27 protein-coding genes are annotated in these 26557 nt (G+C 68.2%); 13 read left to right on the forward strand and 14 right to left on the reverse strand.

Annotated elements, in window-relative coordinates; genetic code table 11:
- Positions 1–34 precede the first annotated feature (34 nt).
- Together cheD and U5O44_RS16400 are read left to right on the forward strand one after the other, a co-directional pair.
- A complete protein-coding gene (gene cheD, locus U5O44_RS16395; protein ID WP_322589485.1) occupies positions 35–706 on the forward strand; it encodes a chemoreceptor glutamine deamidase CheD in 672 nt (223 codons plus the stop codon).
- Positions 706–1797: a protein-glutamate methylesterase/protein-glutamine glutaminase gene (locus U5O44_RS16400; protein WP_322589486.1), complete on the forward strand. Its 1092-nt coding sequence runs from the start codon at positions 706–708 to the stop codon at positions 1795–1797. The genes cheD and U5O44_RS16400 overlap by 1 nt, the downstream gene beginning before the upstream one ends.
- On the opposite strand, the gene hemW is transcribed toward U5O44_RS16400, so the two are convergent.
- From hemW to U5O44_RS16425, 5 genes are read right to left on the reverse strand one after another with little or no spacing between them, the layout of a single operon-like run.
- Positions 1766–3025 (reverse strand): radical SAM family heme chaperone HemW, encoded by a 1260-nt coding sequence (gene hemW / locus U5O44_RS16405; RefSeq protein WP_416222193.1) that lies wholly within the window; start codon positions 3023–3025, stop codon positions 1766–1768. The genes U5O44_RS16400 and hemW overlap by 32 nt on opposite strands.
- Positions 3018–3668, reverse strand: coding sequence for an RdgB/HAM1 family non-canonical purine NTP pyrophosphatase (gene rdgB, locus U5O44_RS16410; RefSeq protein WP_322589487.1), 651 nt, complete (start codon positions 3666–3668; stop codon positions 3018–3020). The genes hemW and rdgB overlap by 8 nt, the downstream gene beginning before the upstream one ends.
- Before the next feature lie 4 nt (positions 3669–3672).
- A complete protein-coding gene (gene rph / locus U5O44_RS16415) occupies positions 3673–4410 on the reverse strand; it encodes a ribonuclease PH (protein ID WP_322589488.1) in 738 nt (245 codons plus the stop codon).
- Between the two features lie 9 nt (positions 4411–4419).
- Complete coding sequence (locus U5O44_RS16420) at positions 4420–5334, reverse strand: PP2C family protein-serine/threonine phosphatase (protein ID WP_322589489.1); 915 nt, start codon at positions 5332–5334, stop codon at positions 4420–4422.
- Positions 5335–5372: 38 nt separating this feature from the next.
- Complete coding sequence (locus U5O44_RS16425; RefSeq protein WP_293995740.1) at positions 5373–6341, reverse strand: serine/threonine protein kinase; 969 nt, start codon at positions 6339–6341, stop codon at positions 5373–5375.
- A gap of 29 nt (positions 6342–6370) precedes the next feature.
- On the opposite strand from U5O44_RS16425, the gene U5O44_RS16430 reads away from it, so the two are divergent.
- Positions 6371–7303 carry a YicC/YloC family endoribonuclease gene (locus U5O44_RS16430; RefSeq protein ID WP_322589490.1) on the forward strand — a complete coding sequence of 311 codons (933 nt, stop codon included), beginning with the start codon at positions 6371–6373 and terminating at the stop codon, positions 7301–7303.
- Positions 7304–7405: 102 nt separating this feature from the next.
- Here U5O44_RS16430 and U5O44_RS16435 read toward each other — a convergent pair whose 3' ends face one another.
- Complete coding sequence (locus U5O44_RS16435; protein ID WP_322589491.1) at positions 7406–9646, reverse strand: NADP-dependent isocitrate dehydrogenase; 2241 nt, start codon at positions 9644–9646, stop codon at positions 7406–7408.
- Between the two features lie 224 nt (positions 9647–9870).
- Between U5O44_RS16435 and gmk the strand changes: the two genes are divergently transcribed.
- From gmk to U5O44_RS16450, 3 genes are all read left to right on the forward strand, one after another.
- The gene (gene gmk / locus U5O44_RS16440; protein ID WP_322589492.1) at positions 9871–10518 is read left to right on the forward strand and encodes a guanylate kinase; all 648 of its coding nucleotides are present in this window, start codon (positions 9871–9873) and stop codon (positions 10516–10518) included.
- A 42-nt stretch (positions 10519–10560) separates the two neighbouring features.
- Positions 10561–10764 (forward strand): DNA-directed RNA polymerase subunit omega, encoded by a 204-nt coding sequence (gene rpoZ / locus U5O44_RS16445; RefSeq protein WP_179634291.1) that lies wholly within the window; start codon positions 10561–10563, stop codon positions 10762–10764.
- 221 nt (positions 10765–10985) lie between these two features.
- Positions 10986–13277, forward strand: coding sequence for a RelA/SpoT family protein (locus tag U5O44_RS16450; protein WP_416222220.1), 2292 nt, complete (start codon positions 10986–10988; stop codon positions 13275–13277).
- Here U5O44_RS16450 and greB read toward each other — a convergent pair whose 3' ends face one another.
- Positions 13278–13862, reverse strand: a complete 585-nt coding sequence (greB, locus tag U5O44_RS16455) for a transcription elongation factor GreB (RefSeq protein ID WP_322589494.1) — start codon at positions 13860–13862, stop codon at positions 13278–13280. It abuts the gene before it with no gap.
- A gap of 304 nt (positions 13863–14166) precedes the next feature.
- Here greB and U5O44_RS16460 point away from each other — a divergent pair, with 304 nt between their 5' ends.
- The 4 genes from U5O44_RS16460 (at position 14167) to U5O44_RS16475 (ending at position 17429) form a co-directional block, all read left to right on the forward strand.
- Positions 14167–14775, forward strand: a complete 609-nt coding sequence (locus U5O44_RS16460; RefSeq protein ID WP_322589495.1) for an excisionase family DNA-binding protein — start codon at positions 14167–14169, stop codon at positions 14773–14775.
- A gap of 4 nt (positions 14776–14779) precedes the next feature.
- Complete coding sequence (locus U5O44_RS16465) at positions 14780–15160, forward strand: response regulator transcription factor (RefSeq protein ID WP_322589496.1); 381 nt, start codon at positions 14780–14782, stop codon at positions 15158–15160.
- Positions 15161–15269: 109 nt separating this feature from the next.
- A complete protein-coding gene (locus tag U5O44_RS16470; RefSeq protein WP_322589497.1) occupies positions 15270–15977 on the forward strand; it encodes a response regulator transcription factor in 708 nt (235 codons plus the stop codon).
- Between the two features lie 6 nt (positions 15978–15983).
- On the forward strand, positions 15984–17429 hold the full coding sequence (locus U5O44_RS16475; RefSeq protein WP_322589498.1) for a sensor histidine kinase: 1446 nt from the start codon (positions 15984–15986) through the stop codon (positions 17427–17429).
- Here the strand turns inward: U5O44_RS16475 and U5O44_RS16480 are convergent.
- The 4 genes from U5O44_RS16480 to U5O44_RS16495 all read right to left on the reverse strand — a co-directional run bounded on the left by U5O44_RS16480 (position 17392) and on the right by U5O44_RS16495 (position 20704).
- Positions 17392–17844 carry a DUF3717 domain-containing protein gene (locus U5O44_RS16480; protein ID WP_322589499.1) on the reverse strand — a complete coding sequence of 151 codons (453 nt, stop codon included), beginning with the start codon at positions 17842–17844 and terminating at the stop codon, positions 17392–17394. The two genes, U5O44_RS16475 and U5O44_RS16480, sit on opposite strands and share 38 nt — an antisense overlap.
- A 27-nt stretch (positions 17845–17871) precedes the next feature.
- Positions 17872–18972, reverse strand: a complete 1101-nt coding sequence (locus tag U5O44_RS16485; RefSeq protein WP_322589500.1) for a GGDEF domain-containing protein — start codon at positions 18970–18972, stop codon at positions 17872–17874.
- 2 nt (positions 18973–18974) lie between these two features.
- A complete protein-coding gene (locus tag U5O44_RS16490; protein WP_322589501.1) occupies positions 18975–20156 on the reverse strand; it encodes an FIST signal transduction protein in 1182 nt (393 codons plus the stop codon).
- A gap of 95 nt (positions 20157–20251) precedes the next feature.
- Positions 20252–20704, reverse strand: a complete 453-nt coding sequence (locus U5O44_RS16495; RefSeq protein ID WP_322589502.1) for a YidB family protein — start codon at positions 20702–20704, stop codon at positions 20252–20254.
- Positions 20705–20850: 146 nt separating this feature from the next.
- Between U5O44_RS16495 and purN the strand changes: the two genes are divergently transcribed.
- From purN to U5O44_RS16510, 3 genes are all read left to right on the forward strand, one after another.
- Positions 20851–21489, forward strand: coding sequence for a phosphoribosylglycinamide formyltransferase (gene purN / locus U5O44_RS16500; RefSeq protein ID WP_322589503.1), 639 nt, complete (start codon positions 20851–20853; stop codon positions 21487–21489).
- A gap of 19 nt (positions 21490–21508) precedes the next feature.
- Positions 21509–22765 carry an RsmB/NOP family class I SAM-dependent RNA methyltransferase gene (locus U5O44_RS16505; RefSeq protein ID WP_322589504.1) on the forward strand — a complete coding sequence of 419 codons (1257 nt, stop codon included), beginning with the start codon at positions 21509–21511 and terminating at the stop codon, positions 22763–22765.
- Between the two features lie 150 nt (positions 22766–22915).
- Positions 22916–24139 (forward strand): DesA family fatty acid desaturase, encoded by a 1224-nt coding sequence (locus U5O44_RS16510; protein WP_322589505.1) that lies wholly within the window; start codon positions 22916–22918, stop codon positions 24137–24139.
- Between the two features lie 30 nt (positions 24140–24169).
- Here the strand turns inward: U5O44_RS16510 and U5O44_RS16515 are convergent, their stop codons facing one another.
- The 3 genes from U5O44_RS16515 to rpmB form a co-directional block, all read right to left on the reverse strand.
- The gene (locus U5O44_RS16515; protein WP_322589506.1) at positions 24170–25882 is read right to left on the reverse strand and encodes a hypothetical protein; all 1713 of its coding nucleotides are present in this window, start codon (positions 25880–25882) and stop codon (positions 24170–24172) included.
- A 185-nt stretch (positions 25883–26067) separates the two neighbouring features.
- Positions 26068–26238 (reverse strand): 50S ribosomal protein L33, encoded by a 171-nt coding sequence (rpmG, locus tag U5O44_RS16520; RefSeq protein WP_179634304.1) that lies wholly within the window; start codon positions 26236–26238, stop codon positions 26068–26070.
- Positions 26239–26253: 15 nt separating this feature from the next.
- Positions 26254–26487, reverse strand: a complete 234-nt coding sequence (gene rpmB / locus U5O44_RS16525; RefSeq protein ID WP_179634305.1) for a 50S ribosomal protein L28 — start codon at positions 26485–26487, stop codon at positions 26254–26256.
- Positions 26488–26557 lie beyond the last annotated feature (70 nt).

The raw sequence follows: 26557 nt of genomic DNA on the forward strand, positions 1-26557 counted from the left end.
CTTGTCCCATTCGACTCCTTCCTCCTTTGTGCCGGTGGACACGTCCCACCCCGCTCCCGTGCTGGCCCGTGTGGTGCCGGGACGTCTGGAGCGGCTGCGCGCGCAGCCCCGGGTCGACGGGCAGGCCAACTTCTTCTACCGCGAGGTGGTGTTCAACGCCGATGCCGTCCGCATCATGCCGGGCGAGTTCTTCGTGCATGGCGAAGACATCGTCATCACGACGACGCTGGGCTCGTGCATCGCGGCCTGTCTCTGGGACCGTCAGGCGCAGATCGGCGGCATGAACCATTTCATGCTGCCGGGCGGCGCGGGAACTGGTGCGGGCGCGGCGCCGGACGCTGGCCGTTATGGCATCGAAGCCATGGAGCGTCTGGTCAGCACGCTGGTCCGGCAGGGTGCCACCCGCAAGACGCTCGACGCCAAGGTCTTCGGCGGCGCCGCGATGATCCAGGGCCCCGGATCGCTGCATGTGGGCGAGCGCAACACACGTTTCGTGCTCGACTACCTGCGCGAACACGGCATCACGCTGATATCCAAGGACGTGCTGGGCACCAGCCCGCGCAAGGTGTGCTTCTTTCCCCAGACAGGCCGTGTGATGGTGCGCCGCCTGCCGCCGACCCAGCACGGTCTCGTGCTGGCCCAGGAGCGCGAGGCCCGCCGCAAGGTCGGCGGGGGTGGCGCTACCAGCTTCGCCGAACTGTCGTGATGTCGTATCCGCCCTTGCGAACCGCCTTGTCCGCTGCCAGCGGTCTGCCACTGCGTGTGCTGGTGGTGGACGATTCGGCCGCCGCGCGGGCGATGCTTTGCGCCATCCTGGCCCGCCAGCCGGACATGGTCTGCGTCGGCCAAGCGGTGGACGCCTCGCAGGCCCGCGAGATGATCCGCGGGCTCGATCCCGATGTGGTGACGCTCGACATGGTCATGCCGGGCATGGACGGACTGGACTTTCTGGAGCGGCTGATGCGGCTGCGGCCGACGCCGGTGGTGGTGGTCGCGGCACCGACGCGCCAGCACCAGACCACGGTCCTGCGCGCGGCCGCACTCGGTGCCGTGGCCTTCGTCGACAAGCCGCTGCCCGGGGGGGCGGGGGCGGTCGAGGGCTTCGAGCAGCGGCTGGTGGCCTGTCTGCGCGAAGCGGTGCGCGGTCGGTCGGTGCGACGGGCCGTCGGCCATGCCGAGCCATCCGTGGCGACGGTGACCGGCGGTGGACGCCTCATCGCCATCGGCGCGTCCACCGGGGGCACCGAAGCCACGCCGCGTCTGCTGGCCCGCCTGTCGAATGCCGTACCACCGGTGCTGATCGTGCAGCACATGCCGGCCGGGTTCTCCGCGCGCTACGCGGCCCGCCTGAACACCCTGGGGCCGCTCACGGTCAGTGAAGCATGCGACGGCGAGCCGCTGCAGGCGGGGCATGCCTATGTCGCGCCGGGGGGACTGCACCTGTCGGTTGAGCGTGGGAGCACCGGGGGGTATGTGGCACGGGTGTCCGAGGGGGAGCCCGTGCAGCGCCACCGGCCGAGTGTCGATGTGCTGTTCCGCTCCGTGGCCAAGGTGGCCGGTGACCGCGCCATCGGCATCATGCTGACCGGCATGGGGGGGGATGGTGCGCAGGCCATGCGCCTGCTGCGCGATGCCGGCGCCTACAACCTGGCGCAGGACGAGGCGACCAGCGCCATCTTCGGCATGCCGCGCGAGGCGATCCGGGCGGGCGCCTGCCAGGAGGTGCTGCCGCTCGACGCGATCGGTCCGCGCGTGATGGCGCTGCTCAGGCCAGAAACAAGCCCTGCAGGTCGCTGAGGAAGTCGAAGCCGCGTGGTGTGGGCGCGGCGCGTTCCCAGTCGCGCTGCAGCAGCCCGCGCTGCTCGGCCTGCGCCAGCGCCGCCTCGATGCTCGACAGCGGCAGCCCGGTGCGGTCGCGGAACAGGCCCAGATCGAACCCGTCCTTCAGCCGCAGCGCGTTCAGCATGAACTCGAAGGGCAGCGCCTTGCGGCCGACCTCCTCGTCGTTCGACACCGTCTGCCCGGCCAGTGCCTTGGCCATGTACATCGCCGGCTCGCGCCAGCGCACCTGCCGCACGACCCGGTGCGGGAAGCTCAGCTTGGTGTGCGCGCCTGCGCCGATGCCCAGGTAGTCGCCGAACTGCCAGTAGTTCAGGTTGTGCGTGCAGCGGTGGCCCGGCCGCGCGAAGGCCGAGACCTCGTAGCGCGACAGTCCCTGCGCGCCGGTCATCGCCACGATCTGGTCGAGCATCTCGCTGGCGAGGTCGTCGTCCGGCACGGCGGGCGGGTGGACCGCGAACAGCGTGTTCGGCTCGATCGTCAGGTGGTAGACCGACAGGTGCGGCGGCTGCAGCGCGAGTGCCGTGCGCAGATCCTCGCCCGCCTCGGCCAGCGTCTGGCCGGGCAGGGCGTACATCAGGTCGAGGTTGAAGGTGTCGAAGGCCTGCGCGGCCTCCTCGGCGGCGGCCAGCGCCTGCGCACGGCTGTGGACGCGGCCGAGTGCCTGCAGCTTGGCGTCGTCGAAGCTCTGCACGCCGATCGACAGCCGCGTCACCCCCGCGTGGCGGAAGGCGCGGAAGCGTTCGCGCTCGAAGGTGCCGGGATTGGCCTCCAGCGTCACCTCGCAGCCCGGCGCCAGCGGCATCAGCGCCCGCACGTCGCTCAGCAGCCGCTCGATGCCTTCCGGCGAGAACAGGCTGGGCGTGCCGCCGCCGATGAAGATCGACTGCACATGGCGGCCCCAGACCAGCGGCAGCGCAGCCTCCAGGTCGGCGCGCAGGGCGTCCAGGTATGCCGCTTCCGGGTGCCCGCCGCTGGCGGCCTCGTGGGAGTTGAAGTCGCAGTACGGGCACTTGCGCAGGCACCACGGCAGGTGGATGTAGAGCCCCAGCGGCGGCGGGGCGCCGAGCTGCAGCGTGCCGGCACGCAGGTAACGCGCCACCACGTCGGCGCCGTTGGCCGAGGCCGACGTGTCTGCGGACACCTGGACCGGCTGCATCGGCTGGATCGGGATCGACTCAGCCAAGCTGCCACACCCCGCGCATCAGCGTCAGCATCTGCGCACAGGCCAGCGCGCGGTGGCTCTGGGCGTTCTTGACCTCGGCGGGCATCTCGGCGGCGGTCAGGCCACTGGACGCGATGAACATCAGCGGGTCATAGCCGAAGCCACCCGCGCCACGCCGCTCGGCCAGGATCTCGCCCTCCCAGCGCCCGAAGGCGATCAGCGGCTCGGGATCGTCCGCCGAGCGCACGGCCACCAGCGCGCAGACGAAGCGGGCGCGGCGGGTGGCGGCGCCGTCGAGCGCGGCCAGCAGCTTGCGGTTGTTGGCCGCGTCCTGCAGCGCGCGCTGGGCTTCGCGGTCGATGCCGGCCGGAATTTCCACCGTCGCGTAATGCGCCGACTGCACGCCCGGCGCGCCGCCGAGCGCGTCCACGCACAGCCCGGAGTCGTCCGAGATCGCCGGCAGGCCGCTGGCGGCGGCGGCGTGGCGCGCCTTGGCGAGCGCGTTCTCGATGAAGGTGTGGTGCGGCTCCTCGGCTTCCGGGATGCCGAGCGAGCCTTGCGTGACCAGCTCGACCGACACCGGCGCCAGCAGCGCGCCGAGTTCCTTCAGCTTCTTGGCGTTGTTGGACGCCAGCACCAGGCGGTGACGCAGCAGCTCGCCCATGGCCTCAGCCGCCGATCGGCGTGGCCAGCGCCTGGCGCTGCAGCGCGACCAGCTCGCGGATGCCGGCGTCGGCCAGCGCGATCAGCGTGTCCATCTCGGCGCGGCTGAAGGGCGTGCCTTCCGCCGTGCCCTGGACTTCGACGAAGCCGCCCGCGCCGGTCATCACGACGTTCATGTCGGTGTCGCAGGCCGAGTCCTCGACGTATTCGAGGTCCAGCAGCGCCACGCCGTCCAGCAGCCCGACCGAGATGGCCGCCACATGGTCGAGGATCGGCGTCTCGGCGATCAGGCCCTGCGCGAGCAGCGTGGCGACGGCGTCGTGCGCGGCGACAAAGGCGCCGGTGATCGCGGCGGTGCGGGTGCCACCGTCGGCCTGCAGCACGTCGCAGTCGAGGGTGATCGTGCGCTCGCCGAGCTTCTTCAGGTCGAACACGCTGCGCAGCGAGCGGCCGATCAGGCGCTGGATCTCCTGCGTGCGGCCGGTCTGCTTGCCCTTGGCGGCTTCGCGGGCGCTGCGGGTGTGGGTGGCGCGGGGCAGCATGCCGTATTCGGCGGTGACCCAGCCTTCACCGGAGCCCTTCTTGTGCGGCGGCACACGCTCCTCGACCGAGGCGGTGCACAGCACCTTGGTGTCCCCGAAGGCGATCAGCACCGAGCCTTCGGCGTGGCGGGTGTAGCCGCGGGTGATCTGGACAGGGCGCAGGGCGGCGGGAGAGCGGTCGTTCGGACGGGAGTGGGTCATGGGGTTCGTTCAGTTGCGCTTCTGGGCGCTGCGCTGGATGGCTTCGTTGATCTCGCGGATCGAGCGTTCGATCTCGGCTTCGTCGAGCAGGTCGTCCGGGTTGCCGACGCCGGCCCCGGCCTGGATGGTGGAGGCGAAGACATCGTCGCCGAGCGCGTCGGTCTCGATGCCGGTGAGGGTCTCGTCGTCTTCGGCAGACTCCCATTCGACGGCGATCACGGTGACGTTGTCGCTCTTCTCGCCGGCGATGCGCAGGGCGCGCTCCACCAGATCCGGGGCGGCGTCGGTGATGGTGCCGTCGGCCAGGACGCGGGTGATGGTGTCGTCATCGACCGCGCCCCACAGCCCGTCGGAGCACAGCAGCAGCTTGTCGCCCGGCTGCAGCGACACCGGCCCGACCAGATCGATCACCGGCTTGCCCGGGCTGCCCAGGCAGGTGAACAGCACGTTGCGGTTGACCTTGTTGCCCAGCGGCACGACGCCGTTGAGCGACTCCTGCAGTTCGGAGTAGGAGTGGTCACGGGTGCGGGCCTGCAGCCGGCCGCCGCGCACGAGGTAGAGCCGCGAGTCGCCACAGTGTGCCCAGTAGGCTTCGCGGCCTTGCAGGATGCAGGCGACGACGGTGGTGCGCGGGGTGTCGAGCAGGGCGCGTTCGGTGGCGTAGCGGATGAGCGCGTGGTGACCCGCCAGGATCGACTCGGTCAGGAAGCGGCGTGGCTCGCGGATCACCGGCTTGGCGTCGCGCTGGAACATGCCGGCCATGGTCTGCAGCGACATCTGCGAGGCGACCTCGCCTTCGGGGTGGCCGCCCATGCCGTCCGCGAGCGCGAACAGGCCGGAATCACGGGTGTAGCAGTAGCCCATGCGGTCTTCGTTCTTCTCGCGCCCGCCACGGCGACTGATCTGGTAGACGGAAAAACGCATGGGCAAAGGTTCCGAGGAAGAGTCCGGCGTGGCGAGGCTCACGCCTTGGCGCCGGATTTGATGTTTTCAAGCTGCAGCTTCAGTCGCTCGCTGAAGCTGAGCTTGGTGTAGCGGCGTTCGGTCTCCCTGGACAGCTCTTTTTGCAGCGCGAACACGCTTTGCGGGCGGGCCAGCGGGTCAAGCGACATGCACCACTCGGTCACCTCGATGAGGTTGTCCGAGTACACATTGCGCAGACGCGACAGCGACAGACTCAGGCGGTCCTTCTCGATGCGCTGGGGGGCGTCGTTGGGCGGGTAGCCCTGCATGCAGGCGTAGATGCAGGCGCCGATGGCGTAGATGTCGGTCCATGGCCCGAGCGAGCCGTCGCGGCGGTACATCTCGGGCGCGGCAAACCCGGGCGTGTACATCGGCCGGATGAAGTTGCCTTCCTTCGACAGCACCTCGCGCGCAGCGCCGAAGTCGAGCATCACCGCCTTGTTCTCGTTGGTGATGAAGATGTTGGCGGGCTTGATGTCCAGGTGCAGCATCTTGTGCTGGTGCACGATGCGCAGGCCGCGCAGGATCTCGTCGAACAGGCTGCGGATGGTGGACTCGCGGAACACCTTGTCGCGCTTGAGATCACGGGCGGTGACGATGAAGTCCTGCAGCGTGTCGCCCTGCAGGTAGTTCATCACCATGTAGACCGTCTCGTTCTCGCGGAAGAAGTTCAGCACCGAGACGACGCTCTGGTGGCTGATCTGGGCCAGCGAGCGGCCTTCCTCGAAGAAGCTCTTCAGGCCAAGGCGGTAGAGCGGCTGCTTCTCGGGCTTGACGCGCGGGATCAGCTCGCCCGCGGAGCGCTCGGCCAGCGAGGAGGGCAGGTATTCCTTGAGGGCCACCAGCCTGCGCTCTGCGTCTTCGGCGAGGTACACGACGCCGAATCCTCCTGCCGCCAGCTTGCGGATGATCTGGTAGCCCCCCACCACAGTGCCGGGCGGCAGCGGGGCGGGTTTTTGCTTTGACATAATCGTATTTTGATTGGGCGAAATCCGCGATGTCAGTTTACAGCATGACCGGCTATGCCAGCGCCTCCTCCAGCGCGCTGCCCGAGACCGGTGAACACACCGAGAACACTGCCGCGCAAGCGGTCCCCTCAGGGTCGGTCACGGTGGAACTGCGCTCCGTGAACAGCCGATTCCTGGACCTGGCGCTGCGCCTGCCCGACGAGTTTCGTGCGCTGGAGCCCGCGTTGCGCGAACTGCTCACCCGGACCTTCAAGCGCGGCAAGATCGAGCTGCGCCTGAACCCGGACCGCGCGCCCGACGCCGCCGCCGCACTGCCGCAGCCCGAGCAGCTCAGCCGGCTGGCGGCGCTGCAGGTGGCCGTGCGCTCGCAGTTGCGCGACGCCGAGCTGATGTCGGTCCATGAGGTGCTGCAGTGGTGCCGCAGCACGGCGCCGGTGGTCGTGCTGGACGAGGCGGCGATGGCGGCCGCCCGTGTGTGCGTCGAGCGGCTCGGCGAGGCTCGGGCGCGCGAAGGGGAGCGGCTGGTCGCGATCCTGATGGAGCGTGTCGAGCACCTGCGTGGTCTGGCGACCCAGGCTGCGCCGCTGGTGCCGCAGGTGGTGGCGCGCCAGCAGCAGCGCTTTCTGGAGCGCTGGAACGAGGCGCTGGCCACTGCGGGCGCCAACCAGAGTGTCTCCGCACAGTCGCTGGCCGAGCGGGCGATGTCCGAAGCCGCGGCGTTCGCGATCCGCATCGATGTCGCGGAGGAACTCGGTCGGCTGGGAGCGCACCTTGACGAGATCACCCGGCTGCTGCGCAAGGGCGGCGAGCTGGGCAAGCGGCTGGATTTCCTGATCCAGGAGCTGCACCGCGAGGCCAACACCCTGGGCTCGAAATCCGCCGCGCTGGAGCTGACGCAGATCTCGGTCGAGATGAAGGTCGCGATCGAGCAGATGCGCGAGCAGGTGCAGAACATCGAGTGAACGGGGCGGGCCCGGGGTGGCGCTGCGCTCCACCCGGCAAAAGGGCCACCCGAGGGTGGCCCTTGCTGTGTGGTCGAGCGGGCGTTGCCGCCCGCTGCGGGCTCAGCCGCGCGCTGCCGCCAGCACCGCGTTGAGCGTCGCGCTCGGCCGCATGATGGCCTTGGTCTTCTCGGCATCGGCCAGGTAGTAGCCACCGATGTCGGCCGGCTGGCCTTGCACCGCCGACAGCTCGGCGATGATGGCGGCTTCGCCGTCGGTCATCGCCTGGGCCAGCTTGCTGAAGTGCGCGGCCAGTTCGGCGTCTTCCGTCTGGGCGGCCAGCTCCTGGGCCCAGTACATCGCCAGGTAGAACTGGCTGCCGCGGTTGTCGAGCTGACCCGTCTTGGGCGACGGCGACTTGTTGTTGTCGAGCAGCTTGCCGGTGGCGGCGTCCAGCGTCTTCGCGAGCAGCTTGGCCTGGGCGTTGCCTTCCTTGATGCCCAGCTCTTCCAGCGACACGGCCAGCGCCAGGAACTCACCCAGCGAGTCCCAGCGCAGGTGGTTTTCCTGCACCAGCTGCTGCACATGCTTCGGGGCCGAGCCGCCAGCGCCGGTCTCGTACATGCCGCCGCCGTTCATCAGCGGCACGATCGACAGCATCTTGGCCGAGGTGCCCAGCTCCATGATCGGGAACAGGTCGGTCAGGTAGTCGCGCAGGATGTTGCCGGTGACGCTGATGGTGTCCAGACCACGGGCCACGCGCTCCAGCGTGAAGCGCATCGCACGGACCTGGCTCATCACCTTGATCTCCAGGCCCGACGTGTCGTGTTCCTGCAGGTAGGCGTTGACCTTCTTGATCAGCTCGTTCTCGTGCGGGCGGTACGGGTCGAGCCAGAACACGGCCGGCATGCCCGAGTTGCGGGCACGCGTGACGGCCAGCTTGACCCAGTCGCGCACCGGGGCATCCTTGACCTGGCACATGCGCCAGATGTCGCCGGCTTCGACGTTCTGGCTCAGCAGTACTTCACCGGTGTCGAGGTCGGTGATGTTGGCCACGCCGGCTTCGGTGATCTCGAAGGTCTTGTCGTGCGAGCCGTATTCCTCGGCCTGCTGCGCCATCAGGCCGACGTTGGGCACCGTGCCCATCGTGCGCGGGTCGAAGTTGCCGTGCCACTTGCAGAAGTTGATCATCTCCTGGTAGATGCGGGCAAAGGTCGATTCCGGCATCACGCACTTGCTGTCGTACTGCTTGCCGTCGGCGCCCCACATCTTGCCGCCCTGGCGCATCATCGCCGGCATCGAGGCGTCGACGATGATGTCGTTGGGCGAGTGGAAGTTGGTGATGCCCTTGGCCGAGTCCACCATCGCCAGACGGGGACGGTGCTCCTGGCAGGCGTGCAGGTCACGGATGATCTCGTCGCGCTTGGATTCCGGCAGCGTCTTGATCTTGTCGTACAGGTTCACCATGCCGTTGTTGACATTGATGCCCAGCTCGTCGAACAGCGCGCCGTGCTTCTCGAAGGCGTCCTTGTAGTAGATGCGCACGCAGTGGCCGAAGACGATCGGGTGCGAGACCTTCATCATCGTCGCCTTGACGTGCAGCGAGAACAGGATGCCCGACTTGCGGCAGTCTTCCAGCTCGGCCTCGTAGAAGTCGCACAGCGCCTTCTTGCTCATGAACATCGAGTCGATGATCTCGCCGTCGAGCAGCGCCAGCTTGGGCTTCAGCACGACGGTCTTGCCGCTGGCGGTGATCAGCTCCATCTTGACGTTGCGGGCGCGGTCGAGCGTCATCGACTTCTCGCCATGGTAGAAGTCGCCGTGCTCCATGTGCGAGACATGGGTCTGCGACCACTGCTTCCACTCGCCCATCGAATGCGGGTTCTTGCGGGCGTATTCCTTGACCGCCTTCGGGGCACGGCGGTCGGAGTTGCCTTCGCGCAGCACCGGGTTCACCGCCGAGCCCAGGCACTTGCCATAGCGGGCCTTGATGGCCTTTTCCTCGTCGGTGGTCGGGTTTTCCGGGTAGTCGGGGATCTGGTAGCCCTTGGACTGCAGCTCCTTCACGCAGGCCACCAGCTGGGCCACCGAGGCGCTGATGTTGGGCAGCTTGATGATGTTGGCGTCCGGCTCCAGCGTCTTCTTGCCGAGTTCGGCCAGCGTGTTGGGCACCTGCTGGCGGGCCGTCAGGTATTCCGGGAACTCGGCCAGCACGCGGGCGGACACGGAGATGTCGGCCTTCTGGATGTGGATGCCGGCCGGCGCCGTGAAGGTGCGCACGATGGGCAGGAAAGCGCAAGTCGCCAGCAAGGGCGCTTCATCGGTCAGGGTGTAGATGATGGTCGGCTGCTTGGTCGTCGTCATTCACGAATCTCCGGGAGTTCTGCTGGGTTCTGCTTGATAAATGTCTGGCCTGCTGCGGTGTCCACGCGGCGGCTGTGCCCAGGCGGAACACTGTGCCACTGGATCCTGTGCAGGTGCTGACTGCCGTTTGGACGGTGTCGCAGCCCGCATTGTCGTTTGGCTGCGCGACTTCGGGGACAATTGCGCGCCAGACGCTCTCACCGCGCCAGTCCTGCGAGTCCGCCGTGTCCCCATCCGCCACACCTTCCCCAGCCGACTATCCCGGCAATCTGTATGTCGTCGCCGCTCCGTCCGGGGCTGGCAAGTCCAGCCTCGTGAAGGCGCTGCTGGAGATCGACACCCGCCTGATGGTGTCGATCTCGCACACCACCCGCGCGCCGCGCGGGCAGGAGGAAAACGGCCGTGAATACTGGTTCGTCTCCAAGGAGACGTTCGGTGCCATGGTCGAACACGGCGATTTCTTCGAATGGGCCGAGGTCCACGGCAACTGCTATGGCACCTCGCGCGCCGCGATGGAGCAGCGTTTGCGCGATGGGCAGGATGTCGTGCTGGAGATCGACTTCCAGGGCGCCATGCAGATCAAGCGCATCTTTCCGAGCGCCGTGCTGATCTTCATCCTGCCGCCGTCGTGGGAGGAACTGAACCGCCGCCTGTGTCGCCGCGGCGAGGACACGACCGAGGTCATCGCGCAGCGCATGGTCAACGCACGGCACGAAGTCGCGCAGGCACGGCACTTCGACTACATCGTCGTCAATGCCCTGTTCGAGACGGCCCTGTTCGACCTGAAAACCATCGTCCACGCCCAGCGGTTAAAATATTCGACCCAGCGTCTCAGCCGTCCGGCTGTGTTCGACGCCCTTCAACTGTCCTGAGTCCGCTCAGCGACCTCTCACCTGCGGAAGCACGATCCCACCATGGCCCGTATCACTGTCGAAGACTGTCTGCTGAAGATCCCCAACCGCTTCCAGCTGGTGCTCGCCGCCACCTACCGGGCCCGCATGCTGAGCCAGGGCCATGCCCCCAAGGTCGAGACGAAGAACAAGCCCGGCGTGACCGCGCTGCGCGAAATCGCGGCGGGTCAGGTCGGCATCGAGATGCTGCGCAAGGTCCCGACCTGAGGCAGATCTGACCCGCGGCTTGTCGGGCATCGGCCACACGCTGCCCGGCGCGCGGCGGGACACGCTAGAGTTGTCCCATGGTGTCCCGCACAGCCGATGTCCTGCGTCGCATGTTCTTCTCGTCTTGGCGGCGAGGAGGCAAGCCCGAGTCCGTTGAATCCGAACCCTTTCCGGATACACAGCCCAGCGATCCTGCCGGCGCTGGTGTCGCCGCAACCGCAGTGGCCGCTCCGGCTGCTGCAAGCAAAAGCAAGCCTCGGGCCAAGACCGCCAAACCCTCGCGTCCGGTGGTCGAGCAGGTGCCTGGGGCACACGGGGCGAGTGCGGCCTCCTTTGCCGTCCTCACGTCCAAGCTCGACTACCTCGACGAAGCCGATGTCCGTCGCGTGCGCGAGGCCTACCGCTTCGCCGACCAGGCCCACCTCGGCCAGTTCCGCGCCAGCGGCGAGCCCTACATCACCCACCCGATCGCCGTCGCCGGCCTGTGTGCCGACTGGAAGCTCGATGCCCAGGCCATCATGGCCGCGCTCATGCACGATGCGATGGAGGACTGCGGCGTCACCAAGGCCGAACTCGTCGAACGCTTCGGCATGCCCACGGCCGAGATCGTCGATGGCCTGACCAAGCTCGACAAGCTGCAGTTCTCGACCCGCGAGGAGTCGCAGGCCGAATCCTTCCGCAAGATGCTGCTGGCGATGGCGCGCGATGTGCGCGTCATCCTGATCAAGCTCGCCGACCGCATGCACAACATGCGCACGATGGGCGCGATGGCACACAACAAGCGTGGCCGCATCGCCCGCGAGACACTGGAAATCTATGCCCCGATCGCGCACCGGCTGGGGCTGAACCAGTGCTACCGCGAGCTGCAGGAACTCTCGTTCAGCTACCTCCAGCCCTGGCGCCACGGTGCGCTCTCGCGGGCCGTCGACAAGGCGCGTGGCCACCGGCGCGACATGGTCGAGCGGGTGCGCGAGGAGGTCGAGATCGCGTTGACGCAGGCCGAGGTGCCGGCGCAGGTCTACGGGCGCGAGAAGACTGTTCACTCCATTTACACGAAGATGCGCGAGAAACACCTCAGTTTCGCGCAAGTCAGCGACATCTTCGGTTTCCGGCTGGTCGTGGCGACCCTGCCGGAGTGCTACCTGGCACTGGGCGTGCTGCACCAGCTGTACAAGCCGGTTCCCGGCCGCTTCAAGGACTACATCGCCATCCCCAAGGCCAACGGCTACCAGTCGCTGCACACCACGGTGGTGAGTCCGGTCGGCACGGCGGTGGAGTTCCAGATCCGCACCGCGGCGATGCATGCGGTCGCGGAGGCCGGCATCGCGGCGCACTGGATGTACAAGACTGGTGGCGGCAGCGAGCCCCCCGACACCAAGCACCTCGGCACGATGTGGCTGCAGTCGCTGGTCGACATTCAGAGCGAGACGCGTGACTCGGCCGAGTTCCTCGAACACGTCAAGATCGACCTGTTCCCCGAATCGATCTACCTCTTCACGCCCAAGAGCAAGATCCTGGCGCTGCCGCGCGGGGCCACGCCGGTGGACTTCGCCTACGCGATCCACTCGCGGGTGGGTGACCACTGCGTCGCGGCCCGGGTCAATGGCGAGCCGGTGGCCCTGCGCACCGAGCTGAACTCGGGCGACGTGGTCGAGATCATCACGGCTCCGTCGGCACGCCCCAATCCGGCCTGGCTCAATTTCGTGCGCACCGGCAAGGCGCGCTCCAAGATCCGCCATTACCTGAAGAACATGGAGGCCGAGGAGTCCTACGACCTGGGCCTGAAGCTGCTGGCGCAAGCCCTGCGCACCGAGGGCCTGCAACTGCCCGGTGTCGACGACAGCAGCCTGACCGAGCTGGATGCGGCGCTCTGGCAGTCGCTGGTGCGCTGGAGCGGCAACCGCAACCGGCGCGAGCTGCTCACCGACATCGGCCTGGGCCGCAAGATCGCGGTCATCGTGGCCAAGCGCATGGCGCGCAAGATGGTCGAGCAGGGGCGGCGCCCCGACGCGCTGACGCTCAGCATGGGCCGCTACGCCACGGACCAGGAAGCGCCCACCCAGGGCACCGTCGTCATCGACGGCAGCGAAAACGCCACGATCCAGCTCGCCACTTGCTGCCAGCCGATCCCGGGTGACGAGATCGTCGGCTACCTCGGGCGCGGCGAGGGGCTGACCGTGCACACCAGCGACTGCTCGGTGGGCAAGCGCCACTTCGAGCGTGATCCCGAGCGCTGGCTCGGCGTGGAATGGTCCGAGCAGCCGGTGCGGGCCTTCCGGACCGCCGTGGCGGTGCTGGTGCACAACGGCAAGGGCGTGCTGGCCGAGGTGGCGCAGGCCGTCAGCCATGCCGAAGCCGACATCGCCCACATCGACATGGACCCGACCCGCGACGGCGAGACCTCCGAGCTGAAGCTGACACTGGCCGTGCGCGACCGGCAGCACCTGGCGGATGTGCTGCGCGTGGTGCGGCGCTGCCCGTCGGTGGTGCGGGTGTCGCGGGTCAAGCCCTGATCAGCCGCCTTCCGGTGCAGCGGCGGATGCCGGTGCGGGATAGCGCACGGCGAGCACTTCCAGCAGCTCCATCCCACCCGGAGTCATCAGCTGCACCTCGTCGCCTTCGCGGGCCTTGAGCAGCGCGCGGGCGATCGGCGCGACCCAGCTGACTTCGCCGTTCAGGCTGTCGGACTCGTCGATGCCCTTGATGGTGATGGTGTGCTCCCGACCCGCACGGTCGGCGTAGGTGACGGTGGCGCCGAAGAAGATCTGGTCCTTGCCGTGGTGCGCCGACGGATCGGCCACCTCGGCGATGTCGAGCCGACGTGTCAGGTAGCGGATGCGGCGGTCGATCTCGCGCAGGCGCTTCTTGCCGTACAGGTAGTCGCCGTTCTCGGAGCGGTCACCGTTCTTGGCGGCCCAGGACACGATCTCCACGACCCTCGGCCGCTCCTCGTCCAGCAGCTGCATCAGCTCCGCTCGGAGTGCCCGCCAACCTTGCGGGGTCATGTAGTTTCGTGTACCGGCCGGCAGCGGTGGCAATCCCGGGGGGGCGTCGTCGTCGTCGTCGGCAGTGTTTTCAGGCGGAATGGCTTTTCGCATGCTCAGAATTGCGGGATCATTGGTACTGTTTGGACCCGCAGATGCGGGGTGTTGTGGTGGAACACCATCACACTGGATGTGCGTAATTCGTAATTGGGTAGCGAAATACGTCACACTTTGAAACGTCCGGTCCTACAGCAGGGGAAGTGACGTGCCGAAGACCTTGGCACGTCACAGAAGAAATAAGTGCTGGAGACCTGTGAATCTGCTCAACTGACCGTTGGCGGGTTTGCCCGATAGGTGTTTTTGAGGACCCCCTGCCATGTCCCGTCCCCATTTTGCTCAAGATCCGATGGATCCATTGTTGACCACCCGGGAGGCTGCCCAGCGACTGGGTGTGTCGCTGCGCACGGTCCAGCTGTGGGTCGAAGCGGGAACCCTGCCTGCCGGCCGCACCCCCGGGGGCCATCGGCGCATCCGGCTTTCGGCGGTCGAGGCGCTGGCGCACCGCAGCGGCCTGCGTCCTGCGGCACCAACCTCGCTGTCGATGGCGGCTGCCGGCAATGCGCCACTCGATCTCCTGCTGATCGCGTCCAGCGTGGACCAGCTCCACCTCTGGCAGGAAGTGCTGCAGCCGCTGGGTTCGGCCATCGCCATCCGTGGTGCCAACAACGGCTACACCGGCCTGCTGCAGCTGGGCCGCAAGGTGCCGGAGCTGCTGGTCACCGACCTGGCCATGCCGGACATCGATGGTTACGCCATGCTGCTGACGCTGTCCTCGCTGAGCGACTACAGCCAGCTGCGCGTGCTGGCGATCACGACCCAGACACCGCAGCAGATCGCCGAGCGCGGCGGTCTGCCGGAGCGTGTGCGTGTCGTGCACCAGCCCGCGCCGGCGATTGCCGTGCGTGCGTGGGTCGAGTCTGAAATGACACGCCTGGGGCGCAGTCTGCATGTCGATGGTGTAGCCTGACAGCATGTCCTCGCCCCGCCGCATCCTCATCGTCGACGACCAGCCGGATCTGCGCAAGCTGATCCGGATGACGCTGGAGCTGGGCGATTTCGACCTCCATGAGGCGATGGACGGCGCCGCCGCGCTGCGACAAGCTGTCGCGCTGCGGCCTGATCTGGTGCTGCTGGACGTGATGATGCCGGGCGAGCTGAACGGCTACCAGGTGTGCGAGCGGATCAAGCAGGATCCCGCGCTGGCGGGCACGCTGGTCGTCATGCTGACGGCCCGCGGCCAGGCGGGCGACATCGGGGCGGGCCAGCAGGCCGGTGCCGACGGGTACTTGGTCAAGCCCTTCAGCCCGTTCGAGCTGATCGAGCGGGTCGAGTCCATGCTGGACGCCGTCTGAGGCTGCACACGCCGCACACGCCGCCTGCGCTGGACAAGCTTCTTTACAGGGACGCCACGCTGGCCTGACGCAAGTCCTGCAAGATGCGCGCAGGAGACGCCCCACCGCCATGCAAGCCCGAATTCTGCTCATCGACGACGACATCCGCCTGACCGGCATGGTGCGCGATTACCTGCAAGCCGCAGGTCTGGTGGTCAGCGTCGCGGGCGATCTCGCCCAGGGGCGGCTCAAGCTGCAGCGCGAGCCTTGCGATGCGCTGGTGCTTGACCTGATGCTGCCGGACGGCGATGGCCTGGACCTCACCCGGGAGCTGCGTGCCGATCCGCGTCTGCGCGCGCTGCCGCTGCTGATGCTCACCGCGCGCGGCGAGCCGATGGACCGGATCATCGGTCTGGAACTCGGTGCCGACGACTACCTGCCCAAACCCTTCGAGCCCCGCGAACTGCTGGCGCGCATCAAGGCCTTGCTGCGCCGCGCGACGCCACAGTCGACCGACGCGGTGCTGCGCTTCGGCCGGCTGGATGTCGATGTCAACGCCCGGCAGGTGCGCATCGACGGTCGCGCCTGCGAGCTGACGAGCTACCAGTTCGACATCCTGCAGGTCATGGCCCAGAGCCCGGGCCGGGTGCTGTCGCGCGACCAGATCATGGATGCGCTGCGCGGCCATCCGATCGATGCGTTCGACCGCAGCATCGACGTCCACATGTCGCGCATCCGGGCGGCGATCGAAGACGATCCGAAGACGCCGCGCCGCATCCTGACGGTCCGCGGTTCGGGCTATGTCTTCGCGCGCAAGCAGGACGCTGACGCGGCCTGATCCGCCATGCGCTGGCGTGGTCTGGTCGGCCTGGGCGGCGTGCGCAGCCTCTATCTGCGCATCTACCTCACGGTGGTGGTGGCGTTGCTGGTGTTCGCGCTGCTGGCGGCCTGGCTGGTCAGCCGCCACACCGAGGCCGAGCGCGGCCGCATCGATGTCGCGGTCTCGGAGCGCACGCTGGCCTTTGCCTCGCTGCTGGAGAACAGTCTGCCCCCCGCGGGTGTGGCGGCGGAGGTGCAGCGCCAGGCGGTGCTCGACTGGTCACGCCGCCTGCGCATGCCGATCGCCCTGGACGCGCCGGACGGGGAGCGCATCGGCGTCTCCCCCTTCTACGAACGCAAGGTGCGTCCGGACCGCGCCGACGAGGAGACGGTGGCGTCCCGCATCCCGCTGGCGGACGGCCGGGTGCTGTGGGTGTTGCGTCCGGGTGGCCTGCGCCCGTTCACGGAGGGGCCACCTCCCGAACGTCCATCCGACCGGGGCGCCCCCCGCGGACCGGACCATGGCCACGGTGGATCGCCCCACGCTTCGCCCTCCCGGTGGCTGGGGCTGGTGCGCAAGCCTGGCTGGGTGGACGATGCCTCGGCGCTGTTCATGTTGCTGGCCACCTTGTTCGTGGCGGTGACGGCAGGGGCTTACCCCGTGGTGCGCCGGCTCACGCGCCGTCTGGAGGCGCTGGAGCGGGGGGTCGAGCAGTTCGGCGCGGGTGACCTCGGGCACCGGGTCGATGCGGAGGGCCGCGACGAAGTGGCTGCCGTGGCGCTCAGCTTCAACCGGGCGGCGCAGCGCATCGAGGATCTGGTGCGCGCCAACCGCGCCTTGCTGGCGAACGCCAGCCACGAGCTGCGCTCGCCGCTGGCGCGCCTGAAGATGGCCGTGGAAATGGTGGAGGACGCATCACCCGAGCAGCGCCAGGCGCTGCGCAGCGAGATCGACCGCGACATCTGCGAACTGGACGGCCTGGTCGAGGAGGTGCTGCTGGCCAGCCGCCTCGATGCGCAGGTCGCGCTGCGCATCGAACCCGTGGACCTGCTGGGCTTGCTGGTCGAGGAGGCCGCCCGCGTGGGCGCCTCGGCAGAGGGCGAGGCGGTGCTGGTGCAGGCCGATGAGCGGCTGCTGCGCCGCGCCTTGCGCAACCTGCTGGAAAACGCCCGCCGCTACGGCGGTGACGAGGTGGAGGCCACCGTCCGCAGGGGGCAGGCTGGACAGGTCGAGGTGCAGGTCTGTGACCGCGGGCCTGGCGTGCCGTCAGCGTGCCGCGAGCAGGTCTTCGAGCCTTTCTTCCGGCTGCCTGGGCATGCCGAGCGGGCGGGCGGCGTGGGTCTGGGGCTGTCGCTGGTGCGGCAGATCGCCACACGCCACGGCGGAAGCGTGCGCTGCCTGGCCCGCGAAGGCGGGGGCAGCTGCTTCCTGATCACCCTGCCGTGCGAGGCGGTGGCGGGGCCGGGTTGAGTGCCGCCGTGGTCGGGCGGACTCGGTCGGCGTAGCGGTTGAAGCGCCACGCGCTGCCCTCCTGCGTGATGCGGTGCCAGACCTGGCGCTTGGCGGCGGGGCTCATGCCGGGCCAGTGCTGCACCTCGTCGAAGGTGCGACCGCAGCCCTTGCAGACCGCGTCGCCCTGCGTGGTCGAGCAGATCGCGATGCAGGGCGCATCTGGCGTGCTGGCGTACCAGGCCAGCCAAGCCTGGCGTGCGGCCTCGGGCAGGCCGTGTTCGTCGCACAGTGTTTCGCGGTAATACACCATCAGCGCATAGACTTCGGCCAGCGCCCGCAGTGGCGCACACAGCGTCACGCCGTCGGGCGCGGGCTGGCGCTGGCGCCACCAGTTGATGGCGGCTTCGATGTCGGTGATGTGGATGCCTGCCATGGGGCCGCCAGCATAGCGCCGCAGCCCTCAGGCCGTGTGGGCAGGGTGATGGAAGCGGATGCGGCCCTTGCCGTGCTGCTTGGCCTGGTACATCGCCGTGTCGGCCGCACGCACCAGCTCCAGCGTGCTGACCGCATCGCCCGGATAGACCGCGATGCCGATGCTCACCCCCACGCTCAGTCGCCGGCCCTCCACCTCGAAAGGCGCGGAGATCGCGGCCAGGATCTGCTCCGCGAGCGCTTCCGATGCGGCGTGCCGGCCGTCTGCACGGATCAGCACCAGGAATTCATCGCCCCCGAAGCGGCACAGCGGATCGTGCGGGGGCACGGTGCTGCGCAAGCGTTCGGCCACCTGCCGCAGCAACTGGTCACCGGCGTCGTGGCCGTGGCGGTCGTTGATCTCCTTGAATCCGTCGAGATCGAGGAAGAGCAGGGCGAGCTGCTCGCCGGAGCCGTGCACCTGGGAGCGGGCATGGCCCAGCAGTTCGAAGAAGCGTGCCCGGTTGCACAGCCCGGTCAGCGGGTCCTGGAAGGCGAGGGTGCGCACCTGCTCTTCCGCCCGCATGCGGTCGGTGATGTCGAGCAGCGTGCCGCTGACCGCCATCTGGTCGGGCCGCTCCGGATCCGGCCGCGAGACGATGCGGTACTGCATCCAGCGCTGCACGCCTTCACGCATCTGCAGCCGCAGCTCACCCGTCAGGCTGACCGCCTGGCGTGTCGCACGGCGCAGGCTGTCGTGCACCAGGGTACGGTCTGCTCCGTCCATGCTCGCCAGCCACAGCACCAGTGGCAGCTCTCGTGTGGCGGCCGGCAACTGCATCAGGCTGGCCAGCGTCGGCGAGATCCGCAGCACCTCGTCGCCCGGGCGCCAGGTCCAGCTGCCCAGTCCGGCGATCTGTTCGGCCTCGGCCAGTGCGGACTGGCTGCGCTGGAGTTCGTCGGTGGACATGCGTTCGGCGCGGGTGACGAGGTAGACGAGCTGTTCGTATTCCGCGTAGGTGTTGCCGACCAGCGCGAGCAGGGCCTGCCAGCGGTCGGGGCTGGACGGGCCAGTCTCGGGGTTGATGCCGAGTCGGCGCAGCTGGCGGGCCAGCATGGGGTGAAGGAACCGGGCGGCGCTGTGGTCCATGCTCAGGCCTCCTGGCGGTCGGGGTCGGCTTCCCAGAGCGCGGCCAGCGTGAGCGTCATGTTGTGCATGTCGCAAGGCTGCCCTGGGCCTGACGAGATTTCGCCGAAGGAATAGAAGCCTGCGAGGGCCGAGCCTGCGGGCAGCGCTGCGGCGACCGGCTCCAGCTCCTCCGCCGTCTGCTCGCCCAGCACATGCCGGCGGCCAACACAGCTGACCATGAGCGCCAGCACCGGCTGGTCGACGGGCAGGGCCTCGCGCAGCGCTTCGGCGGCCTGGAACGCGCCCTCGATCAGCTCGCTGCGCCCAGCCCGCGACAGCTGCACCAGGCTGCCGGCAGGGATGTCGCCCGCGACATCAATGGTCTGGCGGTCCGGATCGATGCCGAGCACGTAGCGGATCACGCCCTGCATGTCCTCGGCGCGGCGGAACACCGTCAACGGGAAATGCGAGGCGGCTTCCGGCAGACCGCTGGCGTAGCGGCCGAGGTACTGGCGGTAGAGCTGCAGCGCGGGCTGGCCATCGATTTCCTCGACCGTGTTGCCTTGCGCCCGGGTGACGAGGCGGCGCTGACCGAATCCGACGCTGCCACCGCGGCAGCTCCGCACCATGCGCAGCCGGGATCCGTACAGCCCGACGGCGCAGATGCTGTGCTGGGCGGGGCCGTCGGCGTGCAGTGTCCAGGTGCGGGCGGCGTGCGTGCCATCCGCGCCCATGCCGCCGGCGATCGGCAACCCTTCCGGCAGCCCTGCCGTCAGTCCACGCACGAGTTCCGGTCCGTTGACCTGTCGGCCGTCGGCGAACACGAGCACGGCCGACAGTCCCGGTGGGTCGCACAGGGCGGCGGCCAGCCGCTGCCCGGCCGCTCTGGCATCCAGGGTCGGGCTGAGGCCCGTCTGGACGCGGCGCAGGCGGGTGTGGGCGAAGCGGGCCACGCAGACCACCAGCCCGCCATCGCTGGCTTGTTGCGCTTGCGCCACGGTGAGCGAGGCTGCGCTGACGAACATGCTGCGGGGCAGGGCGCGGGCCAGCGCGGCCAGCGGGCTGTCAGCGGCGAGATCGGTGAGTGCGCCGGATGGTCCGAACACCAGCACCAGTGTGTCCGGGCTGTCGAGTGCCTGGAGTTCCGGTTCTGGAGGCGTCTCCCAGCCGGTGGCGGGCTGGTACACAAAAGTAGCAAATTCCATGCGGTCGACACATCGGTTCAGCCAGAAGTGGCTTCGCGGTGTATCGACCGCCGGCGGTCAGGCTTGAGTGGCCCGGCCGCCGGCAGGGGCCAGGCTCAGCGCTTGAGCAGGCCACCCAGGATCTGCGGCAGCAGGCTGCCGAGGTCCGCGCCTTGCTGCGGCAGCTGGCCGTTGGGGGTCAGGCCGTCGATCAGCTGCGGCAGGATCTGCGTCAGCGCACCCGCGGCAGCGCCCTGGTCCATGCCGGCGCTGCGGGCGAGCTGGCCGATCACGTCGGAGCCCAGCACATTGCTGAGCTGGTCAGCGGAGACCGGCATGTTCTGGCCGGTGGAGACCCAGGACGAGGCCACATCACCCAGGCCACCGCGCTGGAACTGTTCCAGCAGACCGCCGAGGCCACCCGCTGCGGCGCCGCCGCCCTGGTTGTTGCCGCCCATCAGCATGCCGATGACGGCCTGGATCAGCGCAGCCTGTCCGCCGCCGCCTTGCTGGCCACCGCCCAGTGCCTGGCTGACGACCGAACCCAGCATTGAATCGAGCAATCCCATCGTGTTCTCCTGAAAGTGTCTGTGAATCAAGGGGCCGGGGCTGGTGCGTGTGCGTTCCATCACGGCCTGCCAGCACCGGCGGCCGTACTGTGACTGGTTTTGGGCGCGCTGTCATGCGCTGCGCCAGCCGCTACACTCCCGCACCCATGAAACGCATCGTGATCCTGATCTCCGGCCGTGGCTCCAACATGGAAGCCATCCACCGCGCCTGCGCCGCAGAAGGCTGGCCTGCCTCGGTCGTGGCGGTCATCAGCAACCGGCCGACGGCCGGCGGTCTGGGCTGGGCCGCGGAGCGGGGCATCGCGACGGCGTCGATCGACCACCGTGTCCATGCCGACCGCGCGGCCTTCGATGCCGCGCTGGCCGCGGAAATCGACGCCCACCAGCCCGATCTGGTCGTGCTGGCCGGCTTCATGCGCATCCTGACCCCGGCCTTCGTGGCCCGCTACGCCGGCCGGCTGCTCAACATCCACCCGTCGCTGCTGCCGTCCTTCGGCGGACTGCACACGCACGAGCGAGCGCTGCAGACCGGCTGCAAGGTGGCGGGGGCGACGGTGCATTTCGTGACCGCCGAACTCGACCACGGCCCGATCGTGCTCCAGGCGGTCGTGCCTGTGCTGCCCGGGGACACGGCCGAGTCGCTGGCGGCGCGTGTGCTGGTGTGCGAGCACCAGATCTATCCGCGCGCGGTGCGCTGGTTCGTCGAGGACCAGCTGCAGCTGTGCAGCGACGGCACCGTGCGCCACGCCCTGAACGCGCCGCAATGGCTCTTCCATCCCTCCTGAGCTTCCGAGGACTTTCCCGATGACCCCCAAAGCCCTCTTCACGCTCTGCGACGAGCTGCTGCATGAAGTCCTGCGCTTCACCAGTCCGACCGATGCCGTCGTGTCGGCCTTCTTCCGCCGCAACCGGATGCTGGGCATGCGCGAGCGCCACGCCCTGGCCGAGACGGTCTACGCGGTGCTGCGCGAGCGTCTGCGGCTGCAGTACCTCGCCAAGTCGGGCACGGGGGCGCTGGAGCGCCGCCTGAGCATCCTGGCCTGGCGCGGCACCGAAGCCTATCTGCGCGCCGCCACGACCGAAGCCGAGCAGAAGTGGGCCGCCACCGCCAAGCTGCTGAGCCTGAAGAGCCAGTCCGAAAGCCTGCGCCACAACCTGCCCGACTGGCTGGCCGAGGCGCTGAAGAAGGAAGCGGGCAACGACTTCTGGCCGCTGGTCGAGAGCTTGTCCACGTCCGCCGGGCTCGATCTGCGGGTCAACACCCAGCTGACCAAGCGCGAGGCGGCGCAGGTGACCCTCGCGGAAGAGGGCATCCTGACCGAGCCGACCCCGTATTCGCCGACCGGGCTGCGCGCGCGGGGCAAGCCCACGCTCAACCTGACCGACTGCTTCAAGCGCGGGGAGGTCGAGGTGCAGGACGAGGGCAGCCAGTTGCTGGCGCTGCTCACCGAGGCCAAGCGCGGCGAGATGGTGGTCGATTTCTGTGCGGGTGCAGGCGGCAAGACGCTGGCCCTCGGCGCGATGATGCGCAACACCGGCCGGCTCTATGCGTTCGACGTGTCGGCGCACCGCCTGGCCGCGCTCAAGCCGCGTCTGGCGCGCAGCGGGCTGTCCAATGTCTACCCGGCGGGCATCTCCCACGAGCGCGATGAACGCATCAAGCGCCTGTCGGGCAAGATCGACCGCGTGCTGGTCGACGCGCCGTGTTCGGGCCTGGGCACATTGCGCCGCAATCCGGATCTGAAATGGCGCCAGACCGCCGAGGGCATCGCCGAGCTGACCGTCAAGCAGCGCGCCATCCTCGACAGTGCGGCGCGGCTGGTGAAGTCGGGCGGTCAGCTGGTCTACGCCACCTGCAGCCTGCTGGACGCCGAGAACGAGGCCATCGCGCAGGCCTTCAGCGAAGCGCACCCGGACTTCGAGCTGCTGAACGCCGCCGAGGTGCTGGCGCGCCAGAAGGTCGAGCAGGCCGAGTCGCTCTGCCGCAACCACTACCTGCGCCTGTGGCCGCACCGCCACGGAACGGACGGTTTCTTCGCGGCGGTGTGGCGCCGCCGCTGACCAACCTGGCCGATCCCCCGGATCGAGTGCGATCGTCGGCGAATGGCGGGTTTGAAGCGTGATCTAGGGCAAATTCCCTGTTTCGGAGGAATATGTGGAACGTCTAGAATGTTCCACCCTCCCGTGCCCTGAATCCCTGAAAGCTGCGCGATGCCCGAACTCTCGACGATCTGGTCTGTCCTGGTGGACTGGCTGGCCCATGGTCTGCTGCGGGCCAGTCCCTGGCAGGTGCTGGTCATCACGCTGGTGATGACCCACATCACGATCGTCGCCATCACCGTCTTCCTGCACCGCAGCCAGGCCCACCGTTCGCTCGACCTGCACCCGATCCCGTCGCATTTCTTCCGTTTCTGGCTGTGGATGACCTCGGGCATGGTCACCAAGGAATGGGTGGCGATCCACCGCAAGCACCACGCCAAGTGCGAGACCAAGGACGACCCGCACAGCCCGGTCGCCCACGGCATCCAGACGGTGCTGCTGCGCGGCAGCGAGCTGTACCGCGCCGAGGCCAAGGTCGAGGAAACGCTCAAGAAGTACGGCCACAACACGCCGGACGACTGGCTGGAGCGCCATGTCTACACCGGCCGCTCCAAGCTGGGCGTGTCGCTGATGCTCATCATCAACGTGCTGCTGTTCGGCGCGCTGGGCCTGACGGTGTGGGCGGTGCAGATGCTGTGGAGTCCGGTCCACGCCGCCGGCATCATCAACGGCCTGGGCCACTGGTGGGGGTACCGCAACTTCGAGGCCGCGGACGCCTCCACCAACATCTCGCCCTGGGGCATCTGGATTGGCGGTGAAGAGCTGCACAACAACCACCACACCTTCCCGACCTCGGCCAAGCTGTCGGTCAAGCCCTTCGAGTTCGACATCGGCTGGGGCTACATCCGGACGCTGGAGATGATGGGCTTGGCCAAGGTGCGCAAGACCGCGCCGCAGCTCAAGCTCGGTGCCGTGCGCCCCGTCGCCGACAGCCAGACGCTCGAAGCCCTGATTGCCAACCGCTACGAGGTCATGGCGCAGTACGCCGCCAACCTGCGCAAGGCGTGTGCGGACGAACTGGACCGCCTGAAGCAGCAGGGCGCGCAGAACACCGAACGCTGGAACGAAATGCGGCTGGCGCAACGCTGGCTGCACCGCGACGACCAGAAGATCCCCGCCGAGGTGAAGGCGCTGGTCGCCAAGGCCTGCGACCAGAGTCCATCCCTGACGAAGCTGGTCACCATGCGGGAAGAGTTGCGGCAACTGTGGACCCGCACCAATGTGTCGGGTGAGCAGCTGGTGGTCGATCTCCAGGGCTGGTGCCAGCGTGCCGAGAGCAGCGGCATCGCCGCCCTGCAGGACTTTGCGCGCACCCTGCGCTCTGCCCACGCCTGAACAAGAGCGGCGGCTCTTGCCGTTTCAGGTTCAGGCTGCCAGCAGCTCCATTGGTCGGCTGCTGCCTGAGGATGACGGTGTCGACAGGGGCTGGGCGTAGGCGGCAGGATTGTCCGCCCGGCAGTCGACTGCGGAAAGCCAGGCGGACTGCCGCTGCTGCACGATGCCGTGGAGCAGCAGGACATCCTCGAACACTGGCTGGTCGAGGACTTCGATGCCCGTCGTGCGCAGCAGCAGCCGGGCCAGTGCAGGCGCTGGATCCTCCTGCGACCATGCCTGCAGGACGCTGTCGAGGGCGTCGGGGCAGTCTTCCAGGACGGCTTCACCGTGGGAGTCTTCCGCCGTCATGGATGCAATCCTGATGTTGTAGAGCGCTTCCAGCTGGGCGGCCACCCGTTCATGGTTCCAGGGCTGGGCCATCTGGCGGTACAGCTCCAGCAGGTGCAGCAGGATCCAGGGGCATTTGCCGGGCAACTCCTGCAGACGCTGTTCCAGCACCAGTGCGACCCCGACAGGCGATTCGGAGACGATCGGTGCCAGCTCCCGCAGCAAGTCGGTGCTGGCGACCGTGGTGTCCAGACTTGGGTGGCCAAAGTCCGCATCCGGCCAGCGTGTGGCGCAGGACGCTGCGTCTGCTGCCGGCTGGTCTGCGCAGACAGGTGGCATCCAGTGGACCGTTCCAGGGTCGGGTGTCGGGGCGGTCGGGGTGAGCCGTGTGTCCCGTGCATTCCGTTCCTCCCGCGGCTCCGGGAAGTCACCGTCCGCTGTCATCCGGGCGCGCTGGCGGCGCAGGCGGTGTGCGACCGATGCCGCAGTGGCATTCGTGGGTGTGCTGATCCTGGGCATCAGGCCTTCCCGGACCAGGCGCAGCAGCAGCAAGCCCGTCCAGAGTCCCAGGATGCCCCCCGCGATCAGCAAGGCGTCGCGCCAGAGGTTGCTGTGGTGTTCGCTGCGCTCGATCCGTGCAAGCAGTGCTGCCATGGCGGCGCGGGTCTGTCTCTGCTCCTCTTGCAGTGCGTGCCACGCGGGATCGCGGTTCGGACTGGCGATCGTCGCGTCGGTGGCGGGTGCCTGATCGGCCGGGGGCGGGCTGAGCGGATCGCCCGTCACGGGTGTCTGAGGCAGTGCCGACAAGACGGCCGCGACCAGGCGCTGCATGGCGGCGTCTTCGAGTGCCTGGCGGTCGGGCGGCCCGGCGGCCGGCGTGGCGATGTCGTCCGACCGCGTGATGTTGCGGGTTACCTGCACAGGTGTGGCCCGAGGGGGTGCTGGATTCCGTTGCGCCTCCGCTCCATGCGGTGTGACCCGTGCCGGTGGTGGTGGCGGGATCGATGGTCTGGCGGGCAGGGGGCTGGACGTGGGTGGATCGGCCAGCACCGTGAATTCGCGGGTGTAGTCGGCGCCGCAAAGCAGACGCAGACGGCCGCTCAGCACCGTGTCGGTGACCCGCTGCGGGCTGCTGATCTGTACCACGACACGTCCGTCGTCACCGCTCGGGACAGTCCGCAGGCGCAAGGGCGTGATCGTGTCGCCGGATTCTCCCTGCTGGATCTCGACTTGCAGGCATTCCGGGGTCATGCGGCTCGCAGGCCAGTCAAAGCCGCGCACCTGGACGGACATCGCGAGCGGCTGATCGATCACTGCCCGCGCCATCGTGGTGTCGACCGACTGGCTGCTCGCATCGCCAGCCCAGGCGAGGAGCGCTGCGGCGGCGATGCCATGTTGCCATCCCGGCTGTTTCATGCTGCTCCCCGGCGTTGTCTGGTCTGGTCGTCAATCTAGTCGGGTTGGTGTGTGCAGTCCATCACGCCGGAGGGGGCCACCTTTTGGGGGATGAGGGGGGATGGCTGTGGAAAGGCATGAAAAAACCCGCCGCGGGCCGAGCCCGGGCGGGTTTTCTGGAGCAAGTCCTGTTCAGCGTGTGCTGATCAGCGCAGCTTGATTTCCTTGTACAGCACGTGCTTGCGTGCCTTCGGATCGAACTTCATGAATTCGAGCTTTCCGGGCGTCGTCTTCTTGTTCTTGTCCGTGGTGTAGAAATGGCCGGTACCCGCAGTGGATTCCAGCTTGATCTTTTCGCGTCCGCCTTTGGCTGCCATGGTGTCAGTCTCCGATTACAGTTCGCCGCGGGCACGCAGGTCGGCCAGGACCACGTCGATGCCCTTCTTGTCGATCAGTCGCAGCGCAGCGTTGGAGATGCGCAGGCGAATCCAGCGGTTTTCGCTCTCGACCCAGAAGCGGCGGTACTGCAGGTTGGGCAGCCAGCGGCGCTTGGTTTTGTTGTTTGCGTGGGAAACATTGTTCCCGGTCATCGGGCCCTTACCCGTGACTTGACAGACGCGTGCCATGACGCTTCTCCGAAATATGGTTACAGCAACCAGAGCAGGCCCGCCTGAACACTGTCGGCACTTGTGGTGC

Source organism: Sphaerotilus sp. (genome assembly GCF_034519685.1).
GTDB lineage: Bacteria > Pseudomonadota > Gammaproteobacteria > Burkholderiales > Burkholderiaceae_C > Sphaerotilus.